The sequence below is a fragment of the Halomonas sabkhae genome, from assembly GCF_030409265.1.
Taxonomy (GTDB): Bacteria; Pseudomonadota; Gammaproteobacteria; order Pseudomonadales; family Halomonadaceae; genus Halomonas; species Halomonas halmophila.
The window spans coordinates 217,656-233,052 of record NZ_JAUFPM010000006.1 but is presented as its reverse complement, the minus strand read 5'-3'; the positions used below and the strand labels follow the sequence as shown (position 1 = coordinate 233,052).

Annotated in this window: 5 protein-coding genes; all 5 read left to right on the top strand. The window is 62.1% G+C overall.

Features of this window, described 5'->3' with window-relative positions:
* The first annotated feature begins 187 nt into the window (after nt 1-187).
* The 5 genes from QWY79_RS05605 (at nt 188) to QWY79_RS05585 (ending at nt 15,394) form a co-directional block, all read left to right on the top strand.
* The gene (locus tag QWY79_RS05605; RefSeq protein ID WP_290270720.1) at nt 188-9,424 is read left to right on the top strand and encodes a peroxidase family protein; all 9,237 of its coding nucleotides are present in this window, start codon (nt 188-190) and stop codon (nt 9,422-9,424) included.
* A gap of 92 nt (nt 9,425-9,516) precedes the next feature.
* Nucleotides 9,517-11,262, top strand: a complete 1,746-nt coding sequence (locus tag QWY79_RS05600) for a type I secretion system permease/ATPase (RefSeq protein WP_290270717.1) — start codon at nt 9,517-9,519, stop codon at nt 11,260-11,262.
* Nucleotides 11,259-13,175, top strand: coding sequence for a calcium-binding protein (locus tag QWY79_RS05595; RefSeq protein ID WP_290270715.1), 1,917 nt, complete (start codon nt 11,259-11,261; stop codon nt 13,173-13,175). Before QWY79_RS05600 ends, QWY79_RS05595 begins: the two co-directional genes overlap by 4 nt.
* 9 nt (nt 13,176-13,184) lie before the next feature.
* Complete coding sequence (locus QWY79_RS05590; RefSeq protein ID WP_290270713.1) at nt 13,185-14,513, top strand: HlyD family type I secretion periplasmic adaptor subunit; 1,329 nt, start codon at nt 13,185-13,187, stop codon at nt 14,511-14,513.
* Nucleotides 14,514-14,770: 257 nt separating this feature from the next.
* Nucleotides 14,771-15,394, top strand: coding sequence for a LysE family translocator (locus tag QWY79_RS05585; RefSeq protein WP_290270711.1), 624 nt, complete (start codon nt 14,771-14,773; stop codon nt 15,392-15,394).
* The last annotated feature ends 3 nt before the right edge of the window (nt 15,395-15,397 follow it).

Genomic DNA, 15,397 nt, shown 5'->3' with positions numbered 1-15,397 from the left:
AATTAATATTGTGCCATGGGAGTTGCCAAAAAGTTGCCTAAGGCGGTTTTTCGTCGAGGTGGCGCGGCATGGATGTCGGTTTTTAGAGACAAAATAAGCAGCCCGCTGGTTGAGTTGATGGGGCCGCCAAATAGATTTTCTTTTTAAAAGAGTAAGTAGCAGTGCCCAATCGGGCCTGGGGGGAAACATGGCTGTCAAACTGAACCAGCACGACCTGGAGTTCATTCTCAAGCAAATCAAGATCGCCGAGGCACATGTCGCTGGCACGCCACTCGATCAACTGCTCGCGCAGCCACATCTGCCTTATGGCTTGCGCACCGTCGACGGAAGCCTCAACAACATCACGCCGGGGCGTGAGCTCTGGGGCGCCGCCGATCAGATCATGCCGCGCGCGATGCAGCCGCACTACATGAATGAAGACGACGACAGCTTTCACGACATGATCAATAACAACGACTATGGAGTCGTTGGCGAAGAAACCGGCAGCATGGCGCAGAACGGCGGTCATACGGGAAATGTCGTGGACGCCGATCCGAGGATCATCTCGAACCTGATTTCCGATCAGACGCTGAACAACCCCGCGGCGATCACGGCAGCACTGCAATATGCCGAGTACGCAGACCTGGCGGGTGGCGTTGCTGGTGTACGTGCGGAATACGCGAACTACCTTCAGGCCATCGAGGATGGCGAACTGGGCACGCCCGGCAACGAGGAGGCGCTTGCGGCGGCCAAGACTGCCCTCGACCAGGCCCTGCTCGACAATTACGGCATCGAGATGGACGGCAACAGCATTCTGCTGCCGAACGTCGCCCCGGATGAGGGCCTTTCGGCGCCGTTCAATGGCTGGATGACCTTCTTCGGCCAGTTCTTCGATCACGGCCTCGACCTGATCCACAAGGGCGACAATGGCACGATCTACATGCCGCTGACGGCGGATGATCCACTGGTCACCCACGGGCCCGACGGGATCCCGGACAGTGGCGATGAAGTGGACATCAACATGCCGCTGGTGCTGACGCGCCTGACACCGACGATGGCGCCGGGCGAAGACGGAGTCCTGGGTACTGCCGATGACACGCCAGAGGCGAAGAACAAGACCACTCCCTTCGTCGACCAGAACCAGACCTACACCTCGCATCCGTCGCACCAGGTATTCCTGCGCCAGTACGAGATGGTCGACGGCAAGCCGATGGCGACCGGACGGCTTCTCGATGGCGGCAATGGCGGCCTGGCCACCTGGAAGGACGTCAAGGATCAGGCAGAAGCGATGCTCGGCATCAATCTCGATGACCGCGACATCTTCGGCGTTCCGTTGCTGAGGACCGATCCCTACGGCGAGTTCATCCGTGACGAGAATGGCTTCCCGCAAGTCGTTACCAATATCGGGCCGGATTTGATTCCGAACACTGCCGACGACGTGGTCGCCAGCGGCACACCGGACAATCCGCTCGTGCTCGCGGAACTGAATGACGGTCGCGGTCCGGTTCGCACATCCCATGCGTTCCTGGATGACATCGCCCACAACGCGGTCCCGATTCTGGTACCCGGTGCGGAAGGTCAGCCGGCGATCCTGATGCCGGACACGAACTCCGGCACCGATCCGATCGGCGACCCGATCCCGGTTGACCCCGACACGGAGCAACCGCTCTATGACAACGAATTGCTCGATCGCCATTTCATCGTCGGCGACGGGCGTGGCAACGAGAACATCGGTCTCACTGCCGTCCACCATGTGTTCCATTCCGAGCACAATCGCCAGGTCGAGGCGAACAAGACATACATCCTGGAACTTGCCGAAGCGGGCGATATCGACTTCCTGAACGAATGGCTGCTCGAGCCGGTCGAAGCGGGCTTCGACCCGGCGAGCCTCAACTGGGATGGCGAGCGGCTTTTCCAGACGGCACGGTTCAGCACCGAGATGCAGTACCAACACCTCGTCTTCGAGGAGTTCGGTCGCAAGGTGTCGCCGCTGATTGACGTCTTCGTCTTCAACACCGTGACCGACGTGGACCCGGCAATCTTTGCCGAGTTCGCGCATACCGTCTACCGATTCGGTCACTCAATGCTGACCGACCACCTGAAACTCCTGCCCCTGAACGAGGCCGGAGAGCCCGTCGATGCGGATGGCAACCTCATCCCGATCGAGGACTGGGGCGTGGATGTGGGCTTGATCGAGGCCTTCCTGAACCCGGTCAGCTACGACCAGGACGGAGCCATTACCGCCGATCAGGCGGCCGGCGCCATCTTCCGCGGCATGACCTATGTGCACGGTAACGAGATCGACGAGTTCGTGGTCGATTCGCTGCGCAACAACCTGCTTGGCCTGCCGCTCGACCTGCCGGCGATCAACATCGCCCGCGGCCGCGATGCCGGTGTGCCTTCTCTTAACGAGGCGCGCGAGCAACTCTATGCGGCGAGCAACTCGACCTGGCTCAAGCCCTACGAGAGCTGGGCCGACTTCGGTGCGAACCTCAAGACACCGGCATCGATCATCAACTTCATCGCGGCCTATGGCACACACTCGCTGGTGACGGAGGCCGATACGCTTGCCGAGAAACGCGACGCCGCGATGCAGCTGCTGGGTCTGTCCGAGGCGACCGCGGCCGAGGCAGCCGTGCTCACGAATGCGAGCTTCGAGGCCAACTCTCTTGATGCGGGGCAGCCGGGGGTCAACGTCCACGTGGACGGCAATTACACCACGGCGGCTCCGGATGGCTGGATGCTCGCGGGTGAAGGCGGCCTGATTGCGCCGGCGTCGACCATCGTCGACCAGGCGGGTGTCGATGGCAGCAACGTCGCCTGGCTGCGAGAGGGCGGTATGCTCTCTCAGAACACGGGACAAACCCTCGAAGAGGGCGTCAACTATCGCCTGACGATCGACGTCGGCGACCGCATTGGCATGGACTGGCCGGGCGGCGAAGCTCGACTCGTCACCGCGACCGGCGTGGTACTGGCATCCGTGAGCCTCGCGGAGCCCGCCGACGGCGAATGGTCCACCGTCACGCTCGAGACGGGCTTGATCGATGCCGCACACGACGGCCTCGGACTGTCGATCGAGATACAGCACCCCGGCGGTACCGCCGATCAGATCTTGATCGACAATGTCGGCGTCGATGTCCTGCGTCCAACGGCGATCGGCGACCGGCTCGACTTCCTCAACGGCACCGGCGACTGGGCCGGGGTGGAAACCGGTCTCAACCTGGTCGACCTGTGGATCGGGGGGCTTGCCGAGAAGATCATGCCCTTCGGCGGTATGCTCGGGCCGACCTTCAACGCGGTCTTCGAGCTGCAGCTCGAGAATCTTCAGGAAGGGGATCGTTTCTATTATCTGTCGCGGACCCAGGGCCTGAACCTGCTCAACGAGCTTGAAGACAATGCCTTCTCCAAGATGGTCATGGCCAACACCGACATGGCACTGCCGGGTGCCGACGGAATTCTCGGCACCGAGGACGACGAGGTCAATTTCCATGTCGGCGTCGATTCCTTTGCCAAGCATGACATCGTGCTCGAAGTGGATGAGAGCAAGCAGATCGCGATGGACCCCGAAGGTGACGATCCAGTGCTCAATGCCATCCGCGACAAGGTGCAGCGTGATGATCCGTCGACACCTGGTGTCGACGAGAACTACCTGCGCTTTACCGGCGGTGAGCACGCGGTGCTGGGTGGCACCGAGAATGATGACACCATCATCGGCGGCGACGGTGACAATGCCATCTGGGGTGACGCTGGCAACGACCGGATCGAGGGCGGCCATGGCGTCGACCTGATTATCGGGGGTGCCGGCGACGACATCATCACCGACACCGGCGACACCGGCGACTTCATCAAGGGCTCGGGCGGCGATGACGTGATCGCCAACTCGAACGGTCTCGACGTGGTCATGGGGGGCGACGGAGAGGATGTCGTTCTGGTCGGTGTGGATGCTACCGAGGTCTTTGGTGGCGAGGGTGACGACTTCATCCTTGGCGGTCTCGACCATGACTTCCTCATGGGCAATGAGGGCAGCGACTGGATCGAGGGGGGCGACGGCTTTGACGTGATTGCTGGTGACAACTCGGAGCTGTTCTTCAATTCCACCATCCTTGGTCATGACGTGATGTTTGCCGGCGCCAACGAGAACGACTTCGACGCTGAGTCCGGCGACGACATCATGGTTCAGGGCGAAAGCGTCATGCGCAACGAGGGCATGTTCGGCTTTGATTGGGCGATCCACAAGGGCAGCCCGGTCGCCGCGGATTCCGACATGCGGATTCCTATCTTCACCACCGTCGCCGACGACATTCTGCGCGACCGCTTCGACCAGACCGAAGGTCTGTCCGGATGGATCCATGATGATGTGCTGCGCGGCGACGACCGCGGTAGCACCGAGGAGATCGAGGTCGAGTTCAGCCTCGACAACCATGGCCTGACGCAGGCTGGCGTCAACCGGATCGATGGGTTGCGGGAGCTTCTTGGCATCAGCATCGAGGATGCGCCAACCGATCCAGACATCGATCTGGAAGAGGTGGTGGCCTGGGCCGAGGGCAACATGCTGCTGGGCGGCGATGGCAACGATACCTTCGAAGGGCGCGGTGCCGACGACTTCATCCATGGCGATGCCTGGTTGAACGTGCGCCTCAGCATTCGTGAGCTCGACGCCCAGGGTAATGTCGTGGAGGGGACCGAAGCCTTCACTGTCGACAGCCTCACGGACATGGTGACGCTGGGCGGCGAGACGAAAGAGCTGTCCAACTTCCTGTTGGAAGGGGGCATCAAACCGAAGCAGTTGAAGATCGTCCGCGAGATCAAGTACGACGAAAACAGTACCAATGACACCGATACGGCGATCTTCGCGGGCAACCGCGACTGGTACGAGATCACCCATGTCGGCGATCGGACCTATGTCGCACGGCGCGAGATGGAGGAGGTCGATCCGCAGATCGATGAAGGCACCGACACGCTCATCGGCATCGAGCGGATCCAGTTCGCCGACGGCATCTACACCATCCGCGAAACCGGCAACGTCGATCCTACCGGCCGCCTGGTCATCGAGGGGCTTCCGGCCCGCGAAGACCAGCCGCTGACGGTCAGTGCCGATAACATCCGGGATCTCAACAACCCGGACGGCAGCGTCGATCCGACCCAGATGACTTTCCGCTGGCAGATCGAGCGTAACGACGGAACCGGCGACTATATCGACATCCCCAATGTCAATGGTCTGACCTTCACGCCGAGTGACGAGCATGACGGCCTCCGTATCCGTGTGCTGGGCTCCTACTACGATGCGGGTGGGGTGCTGGAGATCGTCTCCTCGCAGCCGACGGACCCGGTCATCGGCGTCAACGACGAGCCGACGGGACCGCTGTTGATCAGCGACATGTCCCCGACCGAGGGGCAGGAGCTGACTGCGACCGTGGCCTTCAGTGATCCGGATGGCATGACCGATGCCTTCGAGGAAGGGCTGCTTACCTACCAGTGGCAGTTCTCCGCGGACGGTGTCAGTGGCTGGAACAATGTTCCGGCAGAGGACGGCGGCAACGATCGTAGCTTCGTTCCCGGCCCGGAGCTGGTGGGCTATCGACTGCAGATGGTGGTCGACTATTTCGATGATTTGTTGAACGAGCACCAGGTGGTCTCCGACGTCACCCAGGTGGTGGGCAACTACATCGAGACCGACGATGCGGTGGTCAATGGCACCACCGGCGGCGACGCCGAGGGCGGCGCGACTCAGGGCGATGACATCATCATCGGCGGCGCCAGTGCCAACGAGCTGAACGGCCAGGGCGGCAACGACACTCTCAACGGTGGCGATGGCGACGACCGTCTGCTCGGAGCCAATGGCGATGACACCCTGGATGGCGGCTTGGGCGATGATCAACTGATCGGCCACGCCGGCAGCGATACCGCGATCTACCGCAACGGGCACGGTAGCGACACGATCAACCTGGGGCCCGGTCAGGACCGGCTGCGGATTCTCGAAAGCACCTTCGGTGCCGACGATGTGGTCGAGGTGCAGTTGAGCGGTGGTTCGGTCAACAACGTGAACGGCACCACCACGGTAGTTAACGTCGAGGCCACTGAGCTCGATCTCGCCGGTGGCAACGACACTTTGATCTACGCGACCGCCGAGGATGTCACGCTGAATCTGCTCACCGGTGCGGCAACGGGCTTCTCCGTTACCCGCGGCGTGGAGAACATCACTGGCGGAACCGGCAACGACACGCTATCGGGCAACAGCCTCGATAACCGGCTCGATGGTCGCGACGGCAATGATTCCCTGCATGGCGGCTTCGGCAACGATACCGTCCTCGGCGGCGTCGGCGGCGACGACCTCTATGGCGAGGAAGGCGACGACATCCTCGAAGGCGGCGATGGCGACGACCGTGTCGATGGCGGTGCCGGGCGGGATACCGCCTCGTACGCCGCGGCGGCGGCGGGGGTCACGGTCTCGCTGCTCGGGCAAGCTGGACGAGCCAGTTTCGAGGAGCAGGATACGATTGGGGCGGGCACTGACCGGCTGATCGATATCGAGAACCTGGTGGGAAGTGGCCATGATGACAACCTGACCGGCAATGATGGCAACAACGTCATCGACGGCGGCGCCGGTGCGGACATGATGGACGGCGGCGCGGGCGACGACACCTTCGTGATCGATGCTGACGGCGATGTCGTGAGCGGTGGTGACGGTATCGACACGATCCGCGCCTCCATCGCGATCAACCTGCACCCCGGCCTGGACGATCAGGTCATTGGGGGGCACACCGTGGAGAATGCGGTGCTGCTCGGCAGTCAGGATCTCGATGCCCGCGGCAATGGAGTCGATAACCAGTTTACCGGTAACGCCGGTAATAACACCCTGCATGGTGCCAACGGCACGGATACGGTTGTGCTGGAGGGCTCGATCACCGATTACACCTTTGCTCCTGCCGGGAACAATCTGACGGTGACCAGTGTGGCGGGCGGCACCGACACCCTCATAGCCATCGAACGGGTGGCGGTCGAGGGCAGTACCTACAACATCGTCACGCCTCCGATGTCCGGCTCCAACGAGGCCGATCTCATGCTTGGCTTCGGCGGGAATGACAGCCTGAGCGGGGGTGCGGGAGACGACATTTTCCTGGGTGGCGGCGGCGCGGACACGATGATCGGCGGCGCTGGAAACGATACCTTCGTTGTCACCGATGACGGCGATGTCGTGAACGGAGGGGGTGGCGTCGATACGCTTCTCTCGTCCATCTCGGTGAACCTGCATCCCGGCCTGGACGATCAGGTCATCGGCGGGCACACCGTGGAGAATGCGGTGCTGCTTGGCGGCAGTGACCTCAATGCGCGGGGTAACGGCGTCGACAATCTGCTCACCGGCAATGCGGGCGACAATACCTTGGTCGGGGCCAATGGCAACGACGAGCTGATCGGCAATGGCGGTGGCGACACCCTGCGGGGTGGCAACCAGGATGATGTGCTGGATGGCGGCGAAGGCAACGACGTCCTCAACGGCGGCGGCGGCATCGATACCGCGCGTTTTGCCGGGTCGGCAGGGGACTACACCTTTGGCGTAAGCGGCGCGGGACTCTCGACCGTCACGCACCTCGAAAGCGGCGACGAGGACACGCTGATCGGTATCGAGAGGCTTCAGTTCGGCGAAGGAGAAATGCTGAACATCGTCAGCGGCGACGGTGATGTGACATCGGCGGACCCGGGGATCATCTTCGGCGGTGATGGCGACGACAGCATCGTCGGCAGCAACGGCGACGACGTCATCATCGGTGGTGCCGGCAACGATACGCTGCAGGGGCACGACCTGGGTGACGGCGACGATGACGTGGTGGAGCCACAGCTCGACGACGATACCTTCATCTGGCGCCCCGGCGACGGTATGGACAACATCAATGGCGGTGGTGAAGGTGCCGAGGGCGATACCTTCCAGGTCGTCGGTAACGCTCAGGCGGAGACCTATCGCATCTATACCTACGATGAAGCGGTGGCCCGGATCGCCTACGCCGGCAGCGACGAGAATGAGATCATCGTCACGCGGCAGGTCCAGGGTGAAGCCGAGACCATCATCGCCGAGCTCACGGAGATTGAAGAGATCGTCGTCAACGGCGGTGGAGTCAGCGATAGCGGCCAGTTCGGCGGTGACACCGTCGAGATGTACGGCAGCTTCGACGTCGCCACGAGCCTGAGGCCCGACACGATCACGATCCTGGGGTCGAATGGAGACGACACCGTCGATATTTCGTCGCTGCTCTCCGACCACCGAATCGTGTTCAAGGGCGCCGGCGGCAACGACACCATCGTTGGCACATTGCGGCCACAGGATGTGGTCGAGCTGATGCCGGGCACCACAATCGACGATTACGTCACCACCACCAACGAGGACGGCTCGACCACGATCTCGACAGAAGGCCATTCCGTGACCTTCCGCAGCAGTGGCCAGCCACCGGTCTTCGGTGCAGGCACCGAGGATGTCGAGGGTAGCGTCGCAGCACCTGAAGACGACCACCACGACAATGGCGTTGTAGCTCCTCCGGCCGAACAGACCGGTCACGATGATCAGGATGACGTTCCTGCGAATGATGCCGATCAACCGTCTGCCGACGAGGCAGAGGTCGTGGTGCCGACTCCTGCTGCAGTGGTCGCGGGTAGCGAAAGCGCTGATGCATTGGTCGGGACGGCGGACGGCGAGACGCTCATGGGGCTCGGCGGTCGGGATGTCGTCTTCGGCCATGATGGCGACGACGATATCCTTGGCGGTGCCGGCGACGACATGCTCTACGGCGATGGCGGTGATGACCGTATGCTCGGCGAAGCCGGTAGCGACTTCATCAATGCTGGTGCCGGCGACGACACGGTCTTTGGCGGCGACGGTGACGATATGCTGGTAGCCGAAGCCGGTGACGGTGACGACACCTACTACGGCGACGACATGGTGGGAGCCGATGGCAGCGACACGCTGGACATGTCGGCGATCACGGCGGCAATCACCGCGGATCTCGGCACCGGTTTCATGGGACGTGGCAGTGTCTCGAGCGCTGCAACCGGCAATGATGGGCTGTGGGGTGTCGAGAACATCGTCACGGGGTCGGGAGACGACACGGTGACGGCGAGCGGCGCGGCCAACGTAATGGATGGCGGTGCAGGCAACGACACCTTCCGCTTCCTCACCGCGGCAGATGCGAACGGCGATACCATCATGGGATTTCAGCCGGGCGACCGTATCGACCTCAGTGGCCTGGACGCGAATGGCTGTGCCTCGGGGAGCCAGAGCTTCACATTGGTGAACGAGGCCTTCACCGGCGCCGGGCAGCTCATGTTCAGCCACCAAACGCTCGATGGCGAGGACTACACCGTCGTGCAGGGCAATACGAGCGGGGACGATGATGCCGACTTTGCCATCAGCATCAAGGGTCGACATGAACTGGGAGTGAGCGACTTCAACCTCTAACGAACGACAGCGACAACAATAACGATCCCTGCGGGCCGGGTATTCCCGCCCGCAGGGATAGCCCGTTCGACTTAGGGGCAGGGGGAGTTCACATGCGTAAAAGAGACGCCAAGACGTCGGCGAAGCGCAAGAGCGCAGAACAGCTGACCAAAGGTTTCCGAGGCATCCTGGTCTTTCTGTTCAGCATGTCGGGGATCATCAACATCCTCGCATTGACCGGTGCCTTCTACATGCTGCAGATCTATGATCGGGCGCTGACTAGCGGGAGTATTTCGACGCTGATCGCCATCTCCATTCTGGCGCTCGGCCTGTATTGCTTTCAGGGAATGTTCGACATCATTCGTTCCCAGATTCTTGTACGCGTGGGTGCGCGCCTCGACAAAAGTATCGCGCCGATGGCCCATCGGGTCGCTATCGACATGCCGCGCTTCGGGTTTTCGACAGCTGAATCACTGGAGCGTGGTCGCGACGTCGATACCGTGCGCGGTTTCCTCGGCAGCCAGGGACCCATAGCATTGCTGGACCTTCCCTGGATGCCGCTGTTTTTGGTCTTCGTCTACCTGCTGCACCCCTACCTTGGCGCGTTGGTGTTTCTCGGCGGCTTTATCCTTGCCATGCTCGCGATTGCCACCGAACTGATGACCTCGAGGTTGAGTAGCGCCATGCAGCAGGCGGTTGTCACGCGCAATACCATTGCCGACTCCAATGCCCGCAATGCCGAAATCCTCAAGGCGATGGGCTTCGCCGGTCGCGCGGTGGCCCGCTTCAATCGCGCCAACGACGATCATCTGGAGTTGCAGACGCGAACCAATGATGTCAGCGGGACCCTCGGGGCCGTCTCGCGCGTTTTGCGGATGATCCTGCAGTCGGCTGTTCTCGGCCTCGGTGCCTTGCTCACGATCCAGGGGGAGCTTAGCGCCGGCGCGATCATAGCCGCTTCCATTGCCTCCGCGCGGGCGCTTGCCCCCATCGATCTGGCGATCGGCAACTGGAAGAGCGTCGTCGCTTCGCGAACCGCCTTTTCACGACTGAAGGAAACGGTCGTGGCGCTGGCGGAGGCTGATGAACCGATGGAACTGCCCAACCCTAGCTCCTCTCTCAAGATCGAGAACATCACCGTCGCCGCACCCGATTCCGGACAGGTCCTGCTCAGCGAGGTGAGCTTCGAACTGAAGGCAGGCCAGGCTATCGGGATCATCGGTCCCAGCGGGGGAGGCAAGACGACGTTGCTGCGTGCGTTGACAGGAATCTGGCCCGTGCTGCGTGGCAGCGTGCGGCTCGACGATGCGGAGCTCTCGCAGTGGCATGACGAAGATCTCGGTCAGTTCATCGGCTATCTGCCGCAGGAAGTCGCACTGCTTGATGGCACGATCGAAGAGAACATCTCGCGGTTTCAGGAAACACCGGATTCCCAGGCAATCGTGGCAGCGGCGATGGCCGCAAGCGTCCACGAGATGATCGTGCGCTTGCCAAACGGTTATCGAACGCAGCTCGGTTCGCTCGGTGCGTCTCTGTCGGGTGGCCAGCGGCAGCGGATCGGACTCGCCCGCGCACTCTTCGGCAATCCCTTCATCGTCGTTCTGGACGAACCCAATTCCAATCTCGACGCCGAAGGCGAAGCAGCGCTGACAGCGGCAATCGAAGGCGTGAGGCAGCGTGGCGGTATCGCCGTCGTGGCCGCCCATCGCCCAAGTGCTCTGGCCGCCGTCGATCTCGTGTGTGTTATTCAAAACGGCCGGTTGGCCGCTTTTGGACCGAAGGACGATGTCATCGGCAAGTCCAACGTGCGTGAAGTGCATTCTGCCAAGACGTCGCGGAAGGAGGCACTGGGACCATGATTAACGTCAAGGGTACGAAACAAGCACTGCCGGAGGATGACGCCGCTCAGCGCTACGTCCTGAAGAACGGGGACGAGGTCTCCCGGACGCCTCTGGTGGTCGTCAGTCTACTGACGGGGGTCGCGGCTTACCTGAGCTCGATCTTTTCCTGGGGCCGGGAGCGCGATCCCCAATCGCAGCCGGAAGAGCCGGACGCGTCGGCTGGCGTTGCCGCGGAGAGCGACAGTCCAGTGGACTTGGTGCACGAAACTGCTCCACCACAAGCATTCACTGATACGGCCGATGACGCCCCTCCCGGCTCCGTAGCACCAGGGGTCGTCGATGCCCCGCGGTCGATGCCTTTTCGTTACCCGGGTGAGCACGACAGCGTCTCCGTAATCGCTGGATCGGCAAGCGGCAATGCCGGCGTTGCATGGACGGATCGCGTAAGCAGCGGTGCCGGCACACCGTCTATCGATATGGCTAGTCCCGGCGGTCATCGCGCGCCACTGGGTAGCGACGGCCCCTCGGGCGGTGAGTTACCGCCGAATGAGGGCTCGTCCGCCGGAGTCGATGGCCCCACGGACGGTGGCGGCTCTCCGGATGGTGAGTCACTCGCCCCCGAAGGTGATGACGATGACGCGATTCGACCCGATGGCAACCGTGCGCCACGCGTGTCGGGCCCCGTCTATCTGTTGGACGTGGCGCCGTGTGTGGCGCTGCCGATCGCCTTCGATGCGTTGCTGAGCAAGGCAGAGGATCCCGATGGCGACGCCCTCTCGGTGCAAAACCTGGCTGTATCCTCCGGCACGCTGACACAAGCGGAAGACGGCTGGGTGTTCCAGAGCGACAGCGGGTATGCGGGGCCTGTGACCCTTTCCTATCAGATCACCGACGGCGAGCTTACGGCTGATGCAGTCGCGCGTTTCTCCGTTGTCGAGCCGCCCGCTATCCCGGGAACCGCGGCCAACGACATGCTTCTCGGCAGCCTCTATGCCGATGAGATCGATGGTGCAGGGGGCGATGACATCATTGATGGACGGGCTGGCGACGACGTCCTGACCGGAGGAAGGGGGGACGACCACATCGTCGCTGGAGGCGGTGATGACGTGGTCGTCGGCGGCGATGGCGAGGATATTATTTTCGGCGGTGCGGGAAATGACCATCTTTTTGGCGACTCCGGCGACGACAGGCTGTTCGGTGGTGACGGCGATGACGTGCTCTTCGGTAACGCCGGCGCGGACCACCTGCACGGTGGAGACGGCGACGACCTGATGTTCGGGGGCGATGGCGATGACGTGATGGCCGATGGGGTGGGTCGCGACGAGGTTTTCGGCGGCATGGGAAACGACCGGGTCGTGGCGGCACTCGACGCGGACAATGACGTGTACGACGGCGGCGCCAATTCGGACACCCTCGACTACAGCCAAGCGGAGTCAGGACTCTTGGTCGATCTCGTGAACGGCGTTGCCAACGGAGTGGAAATCGGCCATGACGCCATCAGCGGATTCGAGAAAGTGCTCGGTAGTCGAGGTGCCGATCAGTTCATCCTTGGAGGTGAGTCGATCGTGCTCACCGGCGGTACTGGTGATGATGTCTTCGCGTTTGTCAGCGGCGATGTGGATCAACCGAATGCCGTTTCGCATGCGGTCATGGACTTCGGGGTCGGAGATCGTATCCGGCTGTCTGAGTACGAAATTTTCTGGAAAGCCGACGACGAGCCACAAGGCCGTTTCGAACATATCTACCGCGATGAAGGTGGTGACGATCTGCCGATACGCTATCGCCACGATCGGGACGACGGACACGAGTGGACCGTGATCGAGACCGACTTCGAAGGCGATGAGATGTGGGTGACGGCCGTCTCGCTGCAGGGGATGTACGAGCTGTCGTGGTCAACAGAGCGTGATGATGGTCTCGAATGGCTATCATAGGAGCCTAGAATGCACACCAAGGATCATGCCGGCGGTACCGACACGTCCTCGCCGAACCCGAAAAACGCTTATCGACTCGGCCCACGCATCTGTGCGGGTGCGGCACTCGCTCTGCTTCTGCTGTTGGGAGCCGGCGGCTGGGCCGCGAGCGCTCAACTCAGGGGGGCCGTAATCGCGCAAGGGGCCGTGACGGTGGACCAGAACCTGAAGTCGATACAACATCGTGATGGCGGCATCGTCAGCGAGATAGGCATCAGGGAAGGCGACTTCGTTGAAGCGGGAGAAGTGCTGCTGCGACTCCAGGACACACAGACTAAAGCTGAGCTTTCGATCGTGCGCTCCAAGCTCGTGGAGTTGGCCATCAGGCGAGCGCGGCTGCTGGCAGAGCGAGACGGACTTGCGGCAATCGAATTCCCGCCAGACCTGGACGCCGGCGAGGCTCCGGATGTGTTCCTCGGCGAAACACGCCTCTTCGACGGCAATAGAGCGAGTCGCCAAAGCAAGCAGCAGCAGCTCGAACTCAGCGTCGAGCAAATCGAGGAAGAGATCAAGGGGCTGGAAGCGCAGCGGCAATCAAAAGACGAGGAGTTCCATCTAGTCGCGACCGAATACGAGGCGAACAAGGGACTCGTTGGAAAGGGGGTGATCGCACGAACACACCTCGTCCCGGTCGCTCGTGACAGAGCACGGCTGGCCGGTGAACGCGGTGAGATTCACGCCTCCATTGCCAGAGCCAAGACTCGCATGAGCGAAATTCGCCTCCAGATTATCGCGATCGATGAGAACGCTCGCACCGAAGCGCAGCGGGAGTTAAGTGTCGTGGAAGCAGAATTTTCGGAGCTGCGTGACCGGCGTATCGCCATCGAGGATCGGCTGGCGCGAACGGACATTCGTGCTCCGATTTCGGGAACCGTGAATGAGCTGAACATCCACACCATAGGAGGCGTGATCACGCCGGCCGAAGAGCTCGTCACGATCGTGCCGGAAGAAGCCAGACTGAAGGTCGAGGTGAAACTTGCCCCGGTAACCATTGACCAGCTCTGGGTCGGACAGCCGGTCAGGCTCCGTTTCACTGCCTTCAACCAGAGAACGACGCCGGAACTCAAAGGCGAAATCATCTATGTCTCTCCCGCGACGACACGCGACGACATGACTGGCGAGACCTACTATCTTGGCGATGTCGACGTTTCTGCAGAAGAGCTTGAGAAGCTTGGCGCCATCACGCTACTTCCCGGTATGCCAGTCGAGGTTTTCATCACGACCGAAGAGCGCACGGCACTGACGTATTTTATCAAGCCAATTACCGACCAGTTCAGCAGGGCCTTCCGGGAAGAGTGAAGGCGGATTGTTGAGTGGTGACCTGGCGTTGTCTTGTTGGTATCGGCGGACGGACCGGCGGCTCTTGTGCGAGTCCTGAGCGCCTAATTGATCAAGGCCGGCCGACCGCCCATGGTCCAGGGGCGCAATCCCGGACGCTGGATGATCTTGGCCATGCCGATGAGCCGCGTTCACGTCTGCGCCACAGGGCTGGCATCTGTCCTTCCCGGGGGCGATGTCGTAGTGTGGCGTTTTGGTCGTGTGTTCAGGAAAGCATCATGCCGTTGTCTCTCTGGTTGTCATTGGCGGCCATCTGCGCCATGGGCGCCATGTCGCCGGGCCCCAGCCTGGCCCTGGTGTTGCGTCATACCCTGGGTGGCGGGCGTGTGCCGGGTGTCATGGCGGCGCTGTCGCATGCGCTGGGGGTGGGGCTCTATGCGCTGATGACGGTCTGGGGGCTGGGGGCGCTGATCGTGCGCTTCCCGACGCTTTTCCAGTTGATCACCTGGGGCGGTGCGGCCTATCTGGCCTGGCTGGGCATCAAGGCCTGGCGGGCCGGGCGTGGCGGTGCCCTCGAGGCCGGCGCCATGGCCACGTCGAACCGTCAGGCGGCCCGCGAGGGGATGCTGGTGGCCCTGGGCAACCCCAAGCTGATTCTGTTCTTCGTGGCCCTGCTCAGCCAGTTCGTGACGCCCGACATGAGCCTGCTCGAGCGGGCCATCATCGTGCTGACGGCGATGGTCATCGATGGCGGCTGGTATGTGCTGGTGGCGCTGGGACTCTCGCATTCGCGGGTGCTGCCCTGGCTGCAGGCCCGCGCCCACTGGATCAACCGCATCACGGGGGTGCTCCTGCTGGCACTGGCGCTGCGGGTGGCGATGGGCCCCTTGATGGGCAGCTGATTC